An 18,089-nucleotide genomic window follows, 5' to 3' on the forward strand; every position below is an offset into this window, starting at 1 on the left:
GAGCATCGCCCACACCCTGCTGTCCGATCCTGCCCTCGACTACGAGGAACTGGGCGTCGACTACTACGACACCCGCGTACACCACAAACGGCAGACATCCAGCCATATCCGCGGGTTGCAACGCCTGGGCTACCGCGTCACCCTCGAACCCCTCGACACCGGCGGAGCGGCCGCCTGACACCCACAGCACTTCAACCGAAGAGTCAAACCCCGATCTCAGCGGCGTGAACGCCGCTGAGATGTTGCCACGCGTTGGCTAACGCCGTGTTTTCGGGCCAGACATCAGGTTACTTGCGTGGTTTCTGGTGCAGCGTCGTTCTGCAGTGCCCCGGTGGCTGGTTGATCCAGACCTTGGTCGGTAGCGGCGGTGGAGAGGGGCGTCGGCCGCAGAGGTCGCGTCCGAGATGCGGTGAGTTAACGAGCGTAGGTTGCCGTGCTGAACAGTCCAAAGTTCGCACCACGCAAGGACCTACGCTCGTAGCACGCGCGCTACCGCCCGTTCAGGCCATCTGCGCCGAGATCGACGCCCTGTTCGCCGAAGGCCGTGACCTGGTCGAGGTCATCGAGGACGTCGCCCGCCTGATCATGCAAACCGCGGTCGAGGCTGAGGTGGATGCCTTCCTCGGCCGTTCCGCTACCAGTGGGCAGCCACGGCCATCAGCAGCGACGAAAGGAGATGCCGTGGTACGGCCCGGCCACCGCAATGGCCACTGCCCCACCACCATCAAGACCACCGCCGGGGCGGTCACCATCGCCCGCACGATGCTGCGCGGCGCCACCGAGGCGTTCGCCTCGCGCCTATTCCGGCACCAGCGTGCCCCGCACCCACGCCCTGGAGACCTGGCCACACACGGGCTACGGTCGCCGCTGCTGGTCATCTCCGACGACGCGTTCATCGAGCGCGTCTTCGGCGAGACCCGCCGCAGGGTCAAGGTCATCGGCCGCTTCCCCGGCGAAACCTCTTGCACGTCTATGAGTTGGGCCGTGCTGGACCGAGCCGCCCGCGGCTGACGCGGCTTCACCACGACCAGCAAGGGCCGCGCACCCTGCAAGACCTGCGCCGAGCCCTGCTCCGCCCGCTCGCCCAGCTCCGCCCGGCCACTACCTCGGCGACCGACTCGACACCCGAGACAGCAACCGCCTGAGATCACCCCACGGCACCTACCTCGTTGAGCTTTTACACCGCTACGAGGACGTGACCTCCCCGTACACCGTGATGGTGCGTCGGTATCTCAGTCCAGGCTTAGCGCTTGCTGTCTGAATTCGCTGGCCGAGATGCCGAAGGCATGGCGGAAGGCCCTGCTGAAGTCCGAGGGGTGGGAGAAGCCCCACCCGGAGGCGATCGCGCGGATGGGGACATGACACAACGCCGGATCGGCCAGATCAAGACGCGCACGCTCCAGACGTTGCGCCTTGATCCATGCGGTCACCCTTAACCCCTCTTCCTGGAACAGCCGATGAAGATAACTGGTGGAGATGTGATGCGCGGCAGCCAACGCCCGCGGTGTCAGATCCGGCTCACGCAGATGCCGCTGTACGAACGCCTGGATGCGCAAGACGAGGACATGCCGGTGGGACCGGCCGGTGGTGTTCACCCCGTCAACCTCCAGGGCGTGGAAAAGCAGCGCGGAGATCAAGCTGGCGAGCGTCATCCCCAACCGCGAGCCATCGACGGGCCGTAAGTTGTGCACATTCTTGTTGATATTGGTGACGAAGTCGGTGAGCAGGCCGCCGATGCCCTCGGTAGCGGAGAGGGGACGGCCCAGCAGTCCGTCCAGGTGTTCGGCCGGCAGGTTCAGCAGGGACTGAGGGACCGTGATGCACGTGGCCCGGAACGCGGGCCCGTCGCCTGGAGGGCACGCGTCGCACGCGACCATGCGGGTGGGATCGTGGACGAACAGGTCTCCGACCCCCGAACTGAACCGCCGGTGCTCCCAGATGATGTCCACCCGGCCCGCCAGCGGAATCAGGACGTGGTAGGACTCTGCCGATCGCGGGCCAGTCTCGTGATCTGGCCGCGGGGTCTGCCGGATACGCATCGGGGCGGCGGTCTTCGTCGTCAAGCGCAGGCCGCCGAGCGAGATCTCCCGTTCGTCCATGCGGACGCACTCGCTGCCCGACTCCATCACCGAGCCGGAGCCATGGCTCTGAGCACGGTATTCGCTAGGAAGTGCGGGTGCCAGAAGGGTGTCCTCAGTCATCTTGCCTCCCGAGGTTGGAAGGCCCACAGCACAGGGTGTCTCTCGCCGGGACCGGCTTTTGATCCCCGTATCCTTGACGTTGAGCAACCCAGGTTCGCCGAGTTCGTCGAACAACACTGCCCGGCTCTCTTCGCCCACATTCCCTCCTGTCTGCTCGGACATGGCGATGTCATCGCGCTGGAGCACCTGACGGCGAGCGGCCCGAACGCGGGTAGAGGCCGTACACGACACCGTCGCCTCCACGACAGCGCCAGCCGGATCCTGGCTCGAGGGCAGGCCGTCCACCGGGTAGTCGGCCCACGGCCGCCGGCCCGCCCCATCCACCAGTCGAAGCAAGCGCGTGCGGCATGATGAGCGGCCGTCATTCTTCGCCTGGCGATCTGATTTCCCGCGCGGCGCTGCAACACTCGCATGTCCCGCTGAACTGACATTTCCACGGCCACCACGCGGCTCAGTGGTATTCGTTGATCAGACCGGCGACTACTCTGCGGCACGATCCGGTCTTTCCATCGGCACCACGATCGAGCCACAACGGCAGCCTGGCGTTGAGCTGGGGAGGTGATCAAGGGGCCAGGCGGTCGATGCGATCGCCCAGCCCCCGTACGTCTCAGATCAGCTCTGTCTTGTAGAAGATACTGGCCAGGCGGGCCTTCTCGATGCCTGAGGCCAGGCCGAGGCACAGGCGAGGGGCACCGGAGACGATCTGGATGCCCATACCCTCTGGCTCCCGATAGTCCAGGGACTTGCCGGCCACGCTGCGCGCCCGCTGGACCTGCTCGCCTGTGCGCAGGTCCAGGCAAGTGATGTACGTGTTGCCGGGCGGCGGATTATCATCCCCGTACGCCGTGCCGGTCAGCATGTAGACGAAATTCCCGTAGGCCGCGTACCCCTGGAAGGTGCCCAGGCCCGACGGTTGCGCAACGTCGAACAGCGCCTTTGGCGAGCCCGCCTTGACGTCCGCCAACGAGTAGACCGCGTAGCGGAAACGGCTCCCGTCCCAGTAACGCATGACCAGCCGGTTCGTGGACGGGTCGATCGCACACGTGGTGTTGTCCGAGTCCGCGATCGGTTTGTACTTGGTCAGTGCCGACGACGAGGTGGTCAGCGTCTGGCCGTTGACGAACATGAACCTGGCCAGCTTCGTGCCCCGGGAACTCTCGCCGTCACTCACCCCGTCCGTCTCCGTCCACAGGTAGGCCGACGTGCCCGACGGCTCGACCCCGAACTGGACGCCGTGCCCGAATCCCATCAGGTACATGTGGCCGAGGAGTGTGCCGGTGAGGCTGAGCTTGGACAGGCACAGATGGCCCGCCGCGCCGGAGCCGGCACCGTTCTTCACCTGAAGCGTGTAGATGTGGCCGTTGCGGTTGTCGAAGGCGATCGACTGCAGGACGGTCTCGTCGTACAGGGCCTTCTTCCAGATCAGCGAGGTTGACGGGGCAGTCAGCTCGAACCGTCCCTCTGCGGCGGCCGCGGGCTTGGCGGCCAGCGCGGCGGCCGCGGCGACACCGGTGCCGAGCCTGAGGAGCCCTCGGCGGGAAACACGGACGTGAGAGGTCATCTCCCCTTGATCGCCTCCTTGGTAGCCGAGCCCTGCGTAGAGTCATGCCGGTTCGCCGGGCTGTGAGCGATCACAGCCCGTCCTGCCATCCGAGGTTGATTGGGTCGCATTCGAGGTCGTCCGGCAGGCAGGAGTTGGACGGCAGAGCGAGCGTATCGAGGTGGCGGCTCTCACCTGGGGAGACGGACCCATGCGCCACGCCGAGGAGCACAGCAGCCGCAACAACCGACAGGATGACTTTCTTCATAGAGGTAGAACTCCTCGCGATTTCACATGACTGGCATCTGACGGAGTAGAGTTTCGGGCATTTGTCCCTGACGTGTCAGCATTTTCGGCTGGCATTATGCTGCCCTGGCATCATGATGCTCGCCCCAGAGTGCCCGTGCTGGTTGGAGCGTTCGCTCCAACCAGCACGCTTGCCAAGGCGGCGAGCCCATCACGCACCGTGTCCTGCCAGCCTTGTTCCTCTCAGACCGTCAGCCGCAGTGGACGTTCGTCGCATACCGGATGGCTGAGCCGACGGCGCCCACCAGGTCGATGCACTTGCCCTTGGCGGAGGCGTAGACGGGGCCCGCATAGTAGGCATAGTCGCCATCTTCATAGTCGGCCCAGCCGTTGCTCGAGGGCGTTGCGATGCCCACGGCCTTGTACGCCTTCTTGCCGTAGTTGCCGCCCGAGCCGTAGGCGAGGGCGCAGTTCTTTCCGGAACTGGCGTTGTAGTAGACCTCTAGCGTGCCCTGCTTCGTCCCGGACTTCGGGATGTTGTAGACACCGATCCGGCTGTAGCCGGTCCCACAGGGACCTGCCGCGGCGGCCGGAGTGGCGGAGGCGACAAGCCAGGTCGAGGCGACCAGCACGCCTACAACGGCGCCGATTTTTCTGCGAATAGGCATTTATCTTCATATTTCTGTTCGGGCCAGGGGTGACGGCGCGTCTCCCCGTCTTGCCCGAACCATGATTACGACGTGCGCTGAAAAAACACTGAAATGGGGCTGAATCACCCTCCGTGTCAGCGGAGGGACGGGCGTCTCGAAGCTGAGCCGCGAGAAGAGTGCCAGTTGCCGGCCGGGGCAGCGGGCGTGGGCAAGACTGCCCTGTGGCGAGCCGCCACCCCCATGTCAGATCCATCGCTACCGAGCTGCGGCTCAGCACAGCGGGGTCCACCGACGCGCTAACGCCGCAAATCCGTCCGATCGCGCTACAACATTGCGGACATCAACTCTCGCAACGCCCTTTCGGCCAGAGGTGGGGTAAAGTCGGGCGGCGAACATGAGCGAACATGAATCCGAATCAAATAACCCAATGGACGCCGCCCATCCGTCCGGAAAGCTGCGCAGACCCAGCCGGCGATTGATCATGGGCGCCATACTCCTCGTGGGAGGCCTCGGCGCAGGCTTTCTGGCAGGCCGCGTCACCACCGAAGAGCTGGATCTGCCCGCAAGGCAACAAAGATCATCTCGCCCCGGCAAGCCCTTCGCGCCGGCGGTGGATACGGCACATGGCCGACGCTGGGCAACCACAGGGGCGAGGTGGACCACGCGCAGGAGGGCATGCGCGCCTGGCTCACGTCATTCAACGACCGGCGGAACTGGATCGGCGGGGCAGACCCGATCGAATTTCAGGACCTGCGCAGTCTCTCTGGGTCTGTGGTGTTCTCCGGCATGATTCCGAACAGCGGTCATATCCGCGCGGATCGCGAGCCCGGCACAGACTCCAGCGAACCGGTCTCGATCGTCCAGTTGGAGAGTCCGGAGCTTTCCCTGAAGGTGTACAACCCGGGCTACCGCGGACCGGGCGGTGCGGGATCAGGGGCCACCAGCGCCCCGCTCCCTGAGAGTGAGAGCGACTTCCGGGCTTCCAGGCTGTACGGCCCGCCGATAGTCGCCCCCATCCCGCTTGTCTGGGACTACCTCCCGAACAATTGGTACGAGGTGGGGGACAAGTTCGCGATGGTCGTGCCGCCCTGGTTGACGAACCTGCGCGTCGCGGGCTTCGGGAAAGACGATGCGGCTTGGCAGCCCCTTCAGGTGGAGGACGACGGCACGACCTGGGTCCCGATCCACCGGGGGGTCATCGACGAGTCAGCCGGGTGCGATGACGGTGTGCTGCAGCGCGCCGATGAGAAGGCGTTCCCCGACGGGACGACCCGGCAGGTCACCTACCTGTACCGGCCCGGCTTCCCCTATCCGGTGAAGCTGCTTCTCATGAACTCGACCGGCAGTTCGATGGCCAACGGCCGGTTGGCCATCGCGGCGGTCGTTGAGGAGTGGGACGGGCCGGTGTGGGCCTTGGCGGTGGTGGGCGCGCTCCTGGCGGGCGCCGTCCTGGCCCTGTCGGCCGTGGACGGCTCGGACCGGCCGCAGGTTCTGATGACCGGCACGGACCGGGTGGGGTTGGAGTTCCTGTCCTGTTCCGACGCCGACTGCACGGACACGCGAAGCGCCAGCTGATCACCGGCGAGCGCCGTCTGCTGGCGCTGACGCTCGCGCTGGACCGCGCCGACCGGCCGCACGCCTTCCTCATACGGGTCAGGAGCCGTACGACGCCCTGGAATTCCGTCCTGTCGTGCGCTTTCCCGCGCTGCGGACTCTGATGTGACTCGTTTCGCTGGTCCGGCCTCTCACGCCAGGCCGACGATCACATTGCTCATCGGCTGGACGACGATCAGCGCACCAGGCGCGCGCACCAGACCTGCGGAAGGAGGCTGATCCGAGAGCATCGGCCAACGCGCGGGGAAGGTCATCGGGATCCGGACGGTGTCAGCCGTGCCCCACGGGGTGACGAACACGGTGACACTGCCTACGTTCTCCTTCCAGGACGTGGCGGCCACGACCAGCGAGTCGTCCAGAGGCACGTGATGTCTTTCGGAACCCCCGATGGATGCTCCCAGCCCCGCCGGGGAGAACGACACCTGTTTCCGCGCACCCATGCCGAACGGCTCCCAGCGGTAGGCCCGCCTGGGTTCTCCGCCAGAGCTGGAAAGCGCCAGACCGGCACCGAACCAACCCCACCACGAACGATGAGAGATCATGGTGCCTCACGCCGCGCGGTCGGCCGATCTTGGGGATGGTCGGCATGGTGTGCGATCACTTCCTCGATGGAGAAGAGAGTCAATACGCGGGAGGCGCGGCCGCTCTTTCGCAAGGCTCAGTCTGTCCATGGCAACCAGCACCACCCCGAAGATCTACGACTGCCTGCTCGCGGGCCACGTCGATCAGCAACGCAGCGCGACCCTGCCTGGCAGGGGGTACTGGCGGGGCCGACTCAGCGGCATGCGTGTATTCGTGGAGGACTCCGCCGAGCCGGTCTCGTCGGCACCTGATACGGCATAGCACCGGGCAGCCTTTCCAGAACGTCAACGGGAGCGACATGTCGTTCATGTCCGCCCCCTTCCTGCAGCCGGTGACCGCAGACGGCGGGGGCGCGGGCGCCGTGGTGACGGGCAGCATGCCCGGCTGCAAGCGGCAGTCCGCCGCCCAAGGACTTCGCCAGGGCCGGCGCGAGCTTCGAGACCTGCCGGCTCACAGCCGCCCGTTCCGGCATCGACATCATCGGCGCGAAGTTCGACCAGGACAACTACCGCGAAGATCCCGTGGAGTGGCGCCGTTGCCCCCCACACCCTGACGAGAGGCCAGGAGACCGCCCGGGTTTGGTGGCCGGTGGTTTGCGTAGGCCAGGCCTGACATCGATAGCTCTGGGGCGGGAGGAGGACCCGCCGGCGGGTGACCGGCCCGTGCGGCGGATACGACGATCCGGCCACACGCGCGTGCGTGGTGAACTCACCCGCAACTGGTCGTGGCGGCCTCGGCTTCGAATTGCTTCTCGCCTGGTGCGGTCGCCTTCAGCCTGGCGGTCAGTGTTGCCGCGTTGTTTCCCACCATCTCTTCTTCAATCCCAGCGTTGGGCCCGGCCTGCGCGGCCAGCGTGCGGGCGTCGGCGACGGTCTGTACGCGGCCCTCCTGCTCGCCCTGTCCGATTACACTGCCGTCATAGGGAACTTCGGAGCCCTCGCCCAGCCCCCACCATTTGCCGGGTTCCGGCTCGTCACCCTCCGAGCAACGGGCCTCCTCCCACACGATGGCCATGATGTAGTCGTGGCCTGCCTCGATGCGCGGGCGATCGTGCAGGGCCATCGGTACGGGCTCGCCCACCTTGCCGTCGTTGAAGGCGAAACCCACGGCGTTGTATGTCCAGCCATCCGGCGCGGGTTTAGGCGCGCCCTCGCGCGACCACAGGACCTCGTTGACCCGCAGGTCAACCGCGCGGCCGATGAGACCTTCGCCGCGTTCGAGCTCGGTCTGAGTGGGCTGGAGCCGCTGTTCGGAGGCAGCACTGACGACGACCACGTGGTCGGCGTACGTCACCCAGTCGGTGGCGGTGACACTGGGCAGGCGGTCGTCGGCTTCGGCCATAACCATCTTGTGTGGCTGCGCGGGAGAGCCGCCGGTGGCGGTGGCCATCGAGCCGCTCACGGCGGCCGTGGCCGTGATGAGCGCGGCGGCGATTCCCACCCCGGCGATGGTGAAATGACGTCTCACGGCTCCCCCTAGTATGTGGCGTTGATGTTCTCGACGTTGTTGGCGCCGAGCTTGTTGTGGCCGGTCGACGGCGTCACCATGCAGCCCAGCCGGTCGTCGGTCTTGGATAGCTCGGGGCTGGAGTTGTCGCCATGCTGGAGGCCGACGGCATGCCCGGTCTCGTGACACACCCGCGCGTAGGTGTAGCGGCCGTTGCCCCGGATGCGGACAACTTGCTGGTCGCAGTCCAGGAGGTCGTTGCCTGTCGCGTCGCACCACGTCATTCCAGCGGCGGTGTCGTTCAGGCCCGCGGAGCCCTCCTGGTACACGATGTCGGTCTCGCCGCTTCCTGAGAACACCGGCGTCGAGTCGTAGTGAATGGACAGCCGGGTGGGCGAGTATTCGCCGCTCAGGGCGTTTCTGACCATGTTCTTGTCGACGGACTCCAGCTTGAATTCGCCGCTGCTGTCCATGTAGTAGTAGACGGCGGAATTGTCGGTCTGGCAGGGATATCCATTGTGCATGCCTTTCAGGCACAGGCCGCCGGTGACCGAGGTGGGGAACATGTTGTCGGTGGCGGCGGCCCAGGCCACCCCCACTGCGATCATCAGAGGAACGAGGGCCATGGCGATGACGCCAGTGACCCGTCGGCGGACCAGCTTGCCGTGGAATGCTAACACTGTTTTCCTTTACGGGTTTGCCGAAGAGGTGCGCGCCATCGCCGGCCAATATGGCGATGGCGCCCGGGATGGCCAGCGTTGATGTTTATAGTCAGTATGGAACGGAGCGTCAATGCGGCACATAAGAGCGGATTTGACGAGTGCTCTCGCTCCACAAAAGTTGATTCAGGGTGAACTCCCGGGGACCGGCGATGTGAAGGATCTCCCAGACCGTGGAGGCCGCGATCGTGCATCCCGGGCGGGCCAACTCGCCTTGGATTCTCCTGTGCCCCTGGGTCGGGTTCTCCCGCGCCATCCGCACAATCATTGCCTTGACCGGCCGCCGGGAGCGCGGGGCGTCCTGGGCACCGCCCGTCCGTGAAGGTCCATTTGCGTGCCACGAGGTTGCGATGCCAGCGTAAGATCGTCGCCGGGGTGACCGGGAACACCTCCGCCCACCGCCGGCGGCGGATCAGCCGGGACAATAACGCAAGCCAGAGTCGGTCGGCGTGACCCCACGGCAACTGTCCACCGAGCTGACGGCCAGTGCTTGGTTCTCGTGACGGAGCACCAGCACTCGACGTCTTTCGACAGATTAGAGCGGACGAGGACCGCCAACGGGCCGGACAAGCACCTCACCAACCGGTAGGCCAGCGGAACTGCTGGAAGGTATCGTCGCGCTGCCCGGCGGGCGCACCCGTGGGACCCGACGGGGCAAGCCGGACCGGCCACTCGGCGCCCTCAGCCCTGCCGCCCCGGACGAAGGCCTCTGCGCAACACGTGATTCGAGTCCTTGAGCCCCACAGGCGCTGAGCACCAGCGGACACGAGGAGTTTCTTTACCGCAGAATCATCATCGATCGTCCGCTACGTCTGCGTTACGAGCTTTCGGAGGAGAGCCTGGCCCAACTGTCGGACTCCCGTGTCTTCAGGAACGTCGGCGATCCTGACGGGCTGCTCGATGCACTGCGCCCCCTTGTGGGATCCGGCTGGAAGACCAAAGCGAAGGCATTCGAAGCGCTCCGTAGCGCAGCCTCGGAGAAAGGACATATCTGGCCCACAGGGATCGGCTTCGAGAAGGCCGTTCGCAAGGCGCTCGGCGTCAGAGACGCTGAGGGACAGTTACAAGAGGACAAGGGGAAGGTCGAAGCCGACCCCGAGCAGCGCTCCTCCGCGGAACTCCCGCTTGGAGAGGACCCTGATGAGTACCTCAGACGCGAAGTTCTCCCCGATGCCCCCGACGCGTGGATCGACCACACGAAGACGAGGAACGGCTGCGAGATATCACCCACCCATTTCTTCGTCCCCGAAGTCGACGGGCCCCACGCCTTTCTCCGACAGTATGCGCGAGCGGAGATGGCGAGGACGAGTCAGAACGCCGGGGATGAGGACGGCGGAGTGTCCTATCTGCGAGCGCAGGATCTTCACGTCGTCGACTCCGCGGTTGAACTGACGAACCTGACCGAAACCGGCCTAGCCCTGACTCCTTGTGGCGGCGGCGATCTCGTCGGACGCCCTGGGAACTGGCGCCTTCTCCCACCCAGCTTCGGCAAAGCTGTCACGACCATGTTCGTCCTGCACCCCCTGCCGAGGCGCGGCCGGGCTCTGTGTGAATGGCTCAACTCACGCAAGGACGACACGCCTGTTCCCAGCATCCGGGACCTGATGAACCTGCGTGTTCCTGTCGGCCTCGTCGAGGACGAGGAGATCGATGGGCTCCTCGAGGATGTTCAGAGCGGCCGGCGCAAACTCAGGTCCGCAACCTCGGAGGTCCTGCCGAACGTCTTCGCCGGGACGGAGGCCGACCTCCCGCGACTGAAGAACGAGATTCGCTCCGCGGCCTACGAGGCCCGGCTAATCGGTGATCTTGTCCGCCCACTTGAGGACCCGATCTTGAGAGCCGAGTGGAGCTACCCCTTCCACGTTTCCGCGCTGGCCCGTCGGTACCGCATCAGCACATATCCGGCCGAACGGAAAGACTGCCTTCTCAAACTCGGCGAAGGGGTAGCGCGTGTGCTCGGCATCCTCGCGCTTGCCGAGATCGTCGCAGCGCAAGGGTTCACCAGCGCGTTGCGGAAGCGGTTCCGGACTGGCGCCGCCTTCGGAACGTGGCTGACGCTCATTGAGAAGTTCGTGAACGACATCGATTCTCCCCGCCTTGGGGAACTCGCTGCTCTAAGGGAAATCCTTGATACCCGCTCTCTGCTGGATTCCATCAAGGCGTCCAGAAACGACACCCACCATGCTCACGGCGTGCGCGCCAACCATGAATTGAACGATGACGTAGAGAAACTAGAGCCCCTCGTAGTCTCGACGATTTCCTCGGTCAACTGGTTGTCGGGAGCGCCCTGGGAGTGGGTCGACAGGTGCGAGTACATCGATGACTCGTTCTATCGGGTCATCGGTTCGCGTCTCCGCGGGAGCCACCCGAGCTGGGAGCCTTTCGAGCGCGTCAGCACCGATCCGCTGCGACCCAACCGCATCTACGTGAACAGCACCTCTGCTGGCACCCCCGTTGACCTCTGGCCATTAGCCACGGTGAGCCTGTGCCCTGAATGCCGAATGCGTGAACTCTTCTTGCTCAACCAGTGCCGAGATGACACCCTCACCCTGCGGAGTATAAAGGAACACGAGCTTGAGATCCTCTATCCCGGACCGGACTGAGCGTCCGATGGGGCGCCGCTTTTGATCCGTAGGTTCCGGGTTCGAGCCCCGGGGCACCCCACCACCTCCACCTGCGGTTTCTTTCCTTATGGAAGGTTTCTTGCTGATCAGGCAATACCTGACGCCATCGGCCGGCATCCGGGCGAGAGCAGAGACTCGGAAGTGGGCAGGTGACGTATCCTCGCAACCAGCGATCTTCGGTCCTCAGGCTGATCGGTTGCCGGTGCCGCCCGACTACCCCAGCGATGGGGTTGGTCAAAGCGGAACAAGCTCACCGGGAGCTTCACGCTCCGAAGAACGTTGAGGATCCAGGCCAGAGCTCCCAGCGGTTGGCTCGTCCTCGCCGCACCTCAGCATCGGGGTACCGGTCCTGAAGCTCCTTCAAATGCTCGACGACCTCCGAGATCGGCATGCCTGACGGAATCACCGCGAGCGGTTCAGCTTTTGGCTTCGACGGAGCCACCGGCGGCTTCGAAGCGGAGGCGCCGTAAAGGATCTTCCGGGCTTCCTTGAGCCGAGCAGCCCAGCTGGGCCATGCCGGACATGGACCGTCCCAAGGCGGAGTGGACCAACCGTGACTGGAGAAGGGAGCCGGACAGTCCGCACACATGTCCTCGGACGCAAGTGGCGGGACGGCGAGGAGCTTCTCCAGTTTTTGACGCGCCAAGCCCAACTTTATCTGGAGCTTGGAGCGTTCATCTCGGCTTGTGGCTGCCTTCAGAGCGGCGTCTATCTCGGGGAGCTTGGCGCGCAATTCCTCGACCTCGGACTGCCGATTGAGACGGTAGTAGAACAATGTGATTTCGCGCCGATCCTTGGGCAGCCGGCCATGCGCGTCGACGACGTCCTCGGGGTCGCCGACGAGGTTGGTAAGCCGTTCGATCTCTGATCTCAACTGTGCGATGGTGCGGTCGTGTTCGGCCACCTGTTCGGCGCGTCTGCGCGGGTCCATTGCCGGAAAGCGTGTGCCATCGCACAGTCCGGCAACTTCATACAGTTCGAACTCCATCCGAGATTGATGTTCGAGCAGAGACAGCCTCGCATGCTCGCGCTCTGGGTCACATCGCAAGCGGTCACGATCACAACGCTCACGGTCGGCGGCCTGCCGCGCCTTGAACTCGCGATCCTGGCGAGCCATCATCGCGTCGATCTGCTTCTTGGTCATGAGGCGGTGGCCTGGTTCAGCGCGTGTCCATTCCCCCATGATCTGCTGGGCTCTCTCGAGGTCCTTGGCCCGGTCGTTCAGGACCCAGGGGTTCCAGTCAGCGTCGTCATGAAGTTCTATGAACAGCGCCCGCGCGGCAAGGAACTCCTCCACGGACGACGTTGCGCCCTCTTTGGGCTTCCAGAGCAGGCCGTCATGCTCGATGACGCCATCTGGGTGGTTGAGCTTGCCCTCGGGGGCCATGCGGCCATCCTCCTCCCCTTGTCAGTCTTTCGTTCGAACCAGCAGAAGATCGTGGCTGGTGAATGCCTACAAGGTCGCGACAGCGGCTCGTGCAGACCGACGTGGCCCTGATCGTCTTTCGTTGCCCCACGCGACCACCGGCAGCAATTTTCGAAGGAGTTCCTCAGCCCGTCGCCGCATGGAGAGATGCCATCGAACAATGTCAATCACAAACTAGCAGCGCCATCGCACTGTTGCCCGGCCATTGTTCATGTATGACCAGGCACCGCAGAACATTCAGGAGGCCATCGCCACGTGGATGCCAGTGCCTAGCGGGTGTCAACGGCTGATCGGCGGCCAGGGCGCCGTAACGTGGTCGTCGAGCTGTGTGTGGCGACCCCCATATTGGATTCGCTCGCTTCTGAACGATCATTGCAGGTCCGTTGAGGACCGCGTCAAACCCTTCCCGGACCGCAAACCATCCGGGACGTCAGCTCGCCAATCGCATGTAAAATAAGGACGTTCAAGGGATGCCATCCGTCCCATGGTTGCTCGCTGGATGCTCGTCGGTACCTGATACGGCATAACACCGGGCGGCATTCTTGGACATTTCAAAAGCGGACAATCCATGACACTGCAACACAGCGAGACACGATTCGATAGTGGGCGGCATTTAAAACGGCGACTTTTAATCCGTAGGTTCCGGGTTCGAGCCCCGGGCGCCCTACCACTCATAAGTGCAGGTCGAAAGCACTTTCTTTGAGACGGCGACACGGCTCGGCGGGACCGTCTCGAAGATCATGTTCCCCCGATGTTCCCGCATCTCGCCACGCGATGGTGAAAAGTCCGTTTGTTGATGCGAGTCGTGGCCGTCTGTGTCAGCTGTTTCCTCAACCATGCGCCCTTGGACCGTCAGGGGGAGTTGTGGCGCGGATCATCGAACGCACGGCTAGGAACGGCGCAAGATTGTGGCTGGTGAAGTGGCGTATAGGTGGGGGAAGAGGCGGAAAGGAAGACTTCGAGACCTGCTACGAGCGGCAGATCGCCGAAAATTTCGCGACATTGGTCGAGCTCAGCGGCGAGAATAATCGTCCGCACGGCTACCCCAAAGGCTGCCACGGCATCGAGGACCCGCACCTCGACGGCACCCTTGACGCCGACATGCCGACCTTCGAGCAGTACGCACGCCATGACTACGCCACCCGACTCGGGGCCGCCCCCACTCAGCGCTTCGTCTACCTGACCGAGGCGGAACGGCATGTCTTCCCCTTCTTCGGCCACCTGCCCCTGGATCGGGTCACCCGGCGAGTGCTGCGCGAATGGGCGGAATGGATGCTCGCCAAACCATCCGCACGCAACGAACACCAGCCCACCCCTCCTATGTCGGATGAGCAAGCGGCACGACGATGGGCACGCACCAACGACGTCGCGGTCAAGAAGACCGGACGCGTGCCGCCCGGCGTGCTGCGGCAGTGGCGGGACGCAGGCGCTCCCCGACCCGCGCCACCGACCCCTGGGCCGCTATCCCCGGCCACAGCGGCGAAGGTTTATCGGGGTGCGATCAAGCCGGTCTTCAAGGCGGCCACGCAGCAGGGCGAGAACGGCGAGCCACCGTTTCTCAACTCATCTCCCTGTGACGGTTTCCGCCTGCCGACCGGCCCGGTGTCCGCCCGCGCCATCCTGTACGGCCCCGAGGTCGGCATCTATCTCCAGGCGGTCCACGACATCGACCCGGACACCGCGCTGTTCATCGTGACCGAGATGGCCACCGGCCTGCGGTGGGGTGAGATCGCCGGGCTCCACGTGTCCGGCCTGGATCCGATCGGCTGCGTGATCCATGTAGTTCAGACGTATGCCTACCTACTGGACGAAACGACCGGCCGCCGACGATGGCAGCTCAGGCTCTACCCGAAGGGTAAGAAACAGCGCGACGTACCCATCTGCCGTGAGCTGGCAACACTGTTGGCGCGCCATGCAACCGGCAAGAATGCTGGTCACCCTCTCTTTCAGGGCTGCGCAGGCGGCTACATCGATTACGCCAACCAACGCAACAACGTGCTGCAGCCCGCCCTCGAACGCGCTCGCCAACGCGGCTTGGCCAAGCACATCACTCCGCATGCACTCCGACACACCATGATCACCATGCTCCGCGACGGCGGCGTCGCACCAGGAGTCATGCAACTCATCGCCGGACACGAGTCCTACCAGACAACCGCGGGATATTCCGGTCAGCACACCCCCGCCCAACGAGCGCTCATCCTCAACTCCGTTCATCCCGTCATCAAGGCAGCAGGATTCCTGTTCAGCGATCCAGAACAAGACGGGGAAGCCTCGCCGTAGGTTACGAATCGTGTCTGCTTGGTTGCATGGCGGAAATCGCGCAGGATGGGTCCGTGGACTTGTGGGCCGAATGGGACGACCCGGTCGAGCTACGAATGCGGTTGGACGCCGCCTTGGTCGAGATCGCAGAGTTGCGTGAGGAGAACGACCGGCTCAAGCACCTTCTCCGCCAGCCAGCCTCGGCTTCGCGCGAGCACGACGCCGCCGACCCTGATCGGACCTCCGCTGCCTGCGTCAACCCACCGCAGGACAGCTTGCCGTATGCGAACGCGTCGTCTCCTTCGTCTGAGAAGCTCGCCTTGTTCAAGGCGTTGTTCGTCGGCCGTCGCGATGTGTATGCGACCCGCTTCTTCAGCCGCAAAACCGGCAGGCACGGGTGGAGCCCCGCGGAGAAGGAGTTCTGGCGTAAACGGGACGACGCCGAGCGGGAGTTCCTGCCGCTGACGGATGAGGTTCTCATCGCGCACCTGAGCCGAACCACCGACGGGCGCGACTCCCATGTTGGGCTGTATCCGATGCTGCCCGACGACACCTGCCAGTTGCTGGCGTGCGATTTCGACGGCGCGGGCTGGCAGGGCGACGCCGCCGCCTACGCGGAAGCCTGCACGCGAGCGGGCATCCATACGGCGGCGGAGATTTCCCGATCCGGAGCCGGTGCCCACGTGTGGATGTTCTTCACCGAGCCCGTCCTGGCTGCGTCGGCACGCGCCATCGGCATGGGACTGTTGCGGGAGGCGATCGACCGGCGAGGCACGATGTCGCTGGCCAGCTATGACCGGCTGTTTCCAGCGCAGGATTCGCTGCCGGTCAAGGCGGCGGCTCGGTTCCGGTTCGGGAATCTGATCGCGCTGCCGTTGCACGGCAGCAGTCGGGAGCAGGGCACAACGCTGTTCTGCGACCCACGAACCTGGCAGCCGTATGAGGACCAGTTCGTGTTCCTGTCCGGCGTGCGCCGGCTACGCCCGGTCGAGGTGGATGCACTGGTGAAGCGGTTCGGCCAGATCGACGCCGGACCGTCGACGTCGGGCAGGCTGCCGGCCAAACCGCGCAGGGACGCGCTGGGTGTCGCCCCTCAACAGGTGCACGCGCGGCTCGGCGCCATGCTGGCGATTTCGACCGACAGCCTGCCCACGCCGCTGATCGCCGCTCTCAAACACCTGGCTGCCTTTCACAACCCGGAGTTCTACCGGCGGCAGTCGATGCGGTACTCCACTTTCGCTACTCCGCGCTTCGTACGCTGCTTCGACGACAGCGACCCCGACTGGCTACGACTCCCACGAGGGCTGGCGGAGCAAGCGGAACATCTGATTGCGGCAGCGGGCGGCGCCATGGAGATCACCACCACGGTGCCGGACCATGACCCGATCGCGGTGCGTTTCACCGGTGAGCTGACAAACGTACAGACCGAAGCGGTCACCGCGATCGCCAAGCACCTCACGGGAGTCCTGATGGCGCCGCCCGGCGCGGGCAAGACCGTGATGGCCTGTGCACTGATCGCCCGGCACCAAGCACCGACGGCGATCATCGTGAACCTCGCCGAACTGCTCGACCAATGGAAAGAACGGCTGACGACGTTCCTCGACCTTGACGGAGCGAAGGTGGGCGCCAAGGGCAGGGGCAACGACAAGCGGCACGGAGTCGTCGATGTCATCATGCTGCAGTCCGTTGCCCACCGCGACGCCGACCCATCGCTACTGGACGCGTACGGCATGGTCATCGTCGACGAATGTCACGCGGTCGGTGCTCCGGCCGCCGAGGCCGCCATCCGTCAGGTAGCCGTGAAGCGCTGGATCGGGCTCTCGGCGACGCCATACCGGGCCGACCAGGTGGACGCGCTCATCACCATGCAGTGCGGACCGATCCGCCATGAGATCACCTCTGAGGTGTCGTTCGCCCAGCGACTCATTGTTCACGCGACCGGCTTCAGCACCGAGGAGATCGGAAACGACGGCGCCTCCTTCCAAGCGATCTATGGCGAACTGGCCGCAGACGAGACCCGGACCGCCCAGATCGCCGCTGACGTCGCGGACGCGGCGAGCCGGGGCAGGAACAGCCTCCTTTTGACCAATCGAGTGGAACACCTCCAATGCCTGGCCGCGGCCCTGGAGGACAACGGCGTGGCCGCGACGCTCCTGCACGGGCAGCTCAGCGCCCCAGAACGCGACCGCGTCCGCACCCGCCTTGCCGATGCCGGGGCAGGCCCGCTGGTGCTCCTGGCCATCGATAAGGTCGCAGGCGAGGGATTCGATCTGCCCCGGCTGGACGCCCTGTTCCTCGCGATGCCGATCTCGTTCAAAGGAAAAGTGATCCAGCACGTGGGCCGGATCATGCGAGAAGCCGCCACCAAGCACGACGTCGAAGTCCACGACTATCTGGACGCACAAGTCCCACAGTTGGAACGCATGTACGGCAAGCGGCGCCGCACCCTCACCCGCCTTGGCTTCACCACCACAACGTCCGGCTCAAATGAGCACCCACCAGCCACCGACGCTCCCCCCGCGCCCTTCCTCGCCAAGGACACCAGCAGAGATCACACGGTCAAGCGACCAGCAGCCGACCGCATCGCAGGTGCGCGCGTGGGCTCGTGAACATGGACTCCCGGTCGCCGACCGCGGCAGACTCCGCCCTGAGATCTGGGAAGCCTGGCATGCCGCCGCCGATATCACGCCCGGGGAGAATCCCTGACTCTGCGGAAACCGCAGAAGGATGCGGCCATCGGCCAGAGTGAAGCTCGGCCACCAGTTACGCTGGAGGTGCAACT

Annotated in this window: 14 protein-coding genes; 6 read left to right on the forward strand and 8 right to left on the reverse strand. The window is 64.8% G+C overall.

Going from position 1 to position 18,089, the window contains the following annotated elements:
* The first annotated feature begins 681 nt into the window (after window positions 1–681).
* Window positions 682–1,011 carry a hypothetical protein gene (locus ACWEPL_RS53970; protein ID WP_452441128.1) on the forward strand — a complete coding sequence of 110 codons (330 nt, stop codon included), beginning with the start codon at window positions 682–684 and terminating at the stop codon, window positions 1,009–1,011.
* 221 nt (window positions 1,012–1,232) lie between these two features.
* Here ACWEPL_RS53970 and ACWEPL_RS53975 read toward each other — a convergent pair whose 3' ends face one another.
* The 4 genes from ACWEPL_RS53975 to ACWEPL_RS53990 form a co-directional block, all read right to left on the reverse strand.
* A complete protein-coding gene (locus ACWEPL_RS53975) occupies window positions 1,233–2,201 on the reverse strand; it encodes a helix-turn-helix domain-containing protein (protein ID WP_452441129.1) in 969 nt (322 codons plus the stop codon).
* A gap of 607 nt (window positions 2,202–2,808) precedes the next feature.
* On the reverse strand, window positions 2,809–3,762 hold the full coding sequence (locus ACWEPL_RS53980) for a phage baseplate protein (RefSeq protein WP_452441130.1): 954 nt from the start codon (window positions 3,760–3,762) through the stop codon (window positions 2,809–2,811).
* A gap of 70 nt (window positions 3,763–3,832) precedes the next feature.
* Window positions 3,833–4,009: a hypothetical protein gene (locus tag ACWEPL_RS53985; RefSeq protein WP_452441132.1), complete on the reverse strand. Its 177-nt coding sequence runs from the start codon at window positions 4,007–4,009 to the stop codon at window positions 3,833–3,835.
* Between the two features lie 229 nt (window positions 4,010–4,238).
* Window positions 4,239–4,655, reverse strand: coding sequence for a hypothetical protein (locus ACWEPL_RS53990; protein WP_192788552.1), 417 nt, complete (start codon window positions 4,653–4,655; stop codon window positions 4,239–4,241).
* A 657-nt stretch (window positions 4,656–5,312) separates the two neighbouring features.
* On the opposite strand from ACWEPL_RS53990, the gene ACWEPL_RS53995 reads away from it, so the two are divergent.
* Complete coding sequence (locus ACWEPL_RS53995) at window positions 5,313–6,212, forward strand: hypothetical protein (protein ID WP_452441133.1); 900 nt, start codon at window positions 5,313–5,315, stop codon at window positions 6,210–6,212.
* Between the two features lie 170 nt (window positions 6,213–6,382).
* On the opposite strand, the gene ACWEPL_RS54000 is transcribed toward ACWEPL_RS53995, so the two are convergent.
* The 3 genes from ACWEPL_RS54000 to ACWEPL_RS54010 form a co-directional block, all read right to left on the reverse strand.
* Window positions 6,383–6,616: a hypothetical protein gene (locus ACWEPL_RS54000; RefSeq protein ID WP_452441134.1), complete on the reverse strand. Its 234-nt coding sequence runs from the start codon at window positions 6,614–6,616 to the stop codon at window positions 6,383–6,385.
* Window positions 6,617–7,541: 925 nt separating this feature from the next.
* Window positions 7,542–8,300 carry a hypothetical protein gene (locus tag ACWEPL_RS54005; RefSeq protein WP_452441135.1) on the reverse strand — a complete coding sequence of 253 codons (759 nt, stop codon included), beginning with the start codon at window positions 8,298–8,300 and terminating at the stop codon, window positions 7,542–7,544.
* Window positions 8,301–8,308: 8 nt separating this feature from the next.
* Window positions 8,309–8,905, reverse strand: a complete 597-nt coding sequence (locus ACWEPL_RS54010) for a hypothetical protein (RefSeq protein ID WP_452441137.1) — start codon at window positions 8,903–8,905, stop codon at window positions 8,309–8,311.
* A 1,010-nt stretch (window positions 8,906–9,915) separates the two neighbouring features.
* Between ACWEPL_RS54010 and ACWEPL_RS54015 the strand changes: the two genes are divergently transcribed.
* A complete protein-coding gene (locus ACWEPL_RS54015; RefSeq protein ID WP_452441138.1) occupies window positions 9,916–11,601 on the forward strand; it encodes a hypothetical protein in 1,686 nt (561 codons plus the stop codon).
* Between the two features lie 283 nt (window positions 11,602–11,884).
* On the opposite strand, the gene ACWEPL_RS54020 is transcribed toward ACWEPL_RS54015, so the two are convergent.
* The gene (locus ACWEPL_RS54020) at window positions 11,885–13,009 is read right to left on the reverse strand and encodes a hypothetical protein (protein ID WP_452441139.1); all 1,125 of its coding nucleotides are present in this window, start codon (window positions 13,007–13,009) and stop codon (window positions 11,885–11,887) included.
* A 903-nt stretch (window positions 13,010–13,912) separates the two neighbouring features.
* Between ACWEPL_RS54020 and ACWEPL_RS54025 the strand changes: the two genes are divergently transcribed.
* Genes ACWEPL_RS54025 through ACWEPL_RS54035 form a run of 3 tightly spaced genes read left to right on the forward strand, consistent with a single transcriptional unit; the run spans window position 13,913 to window position 18,013 of the window.
* A complete protein-coding gene (locus tag ACWEPL_RS54025) occupies window positions 13,913–15,328 on the forward strand; it encodes a tyrosine-type recombinase/integrase (RefSeq protein WP_452441140.1) in 1,416 nt (471 codons plus the stop codon).
* Between the two features lie 26 nt (window positions 15,329–15,354).
* Window positions 15,355–17,916, forward strand: a complete 2,562-nt coding sequence (locus ACWEPL_RS54030) for a TOTE conflict system archaeo-eukaryotic primase domain-containing protein (protein WP_452441141.1) — start codon at window positions 15,355–15,357, stop codon at window positions 17,914–17,916.
* On the forward strand, window positions 17,897–18,013 hold the full coding sequence (locus tag ACWEPL_RS54035; protein WP_452441142.1) for an Lsr2 family DNA-binding protein: 117 nt from the start codon (window positions 17,897–17,899) through the stop codon (window positions 18,011–18,013). The genes ACWEPL_RS54030 and ACWEPL_RS54035 overlap by 20 nt, the downstream gene beginning before the upstream one ends.
* Window positions 18,014–18,089: the final 76 nt, after the last annotated feature.

It is taken from the genome of Nonomuraea sp. NPDC004186 (genome assembly GCF_053603495.1).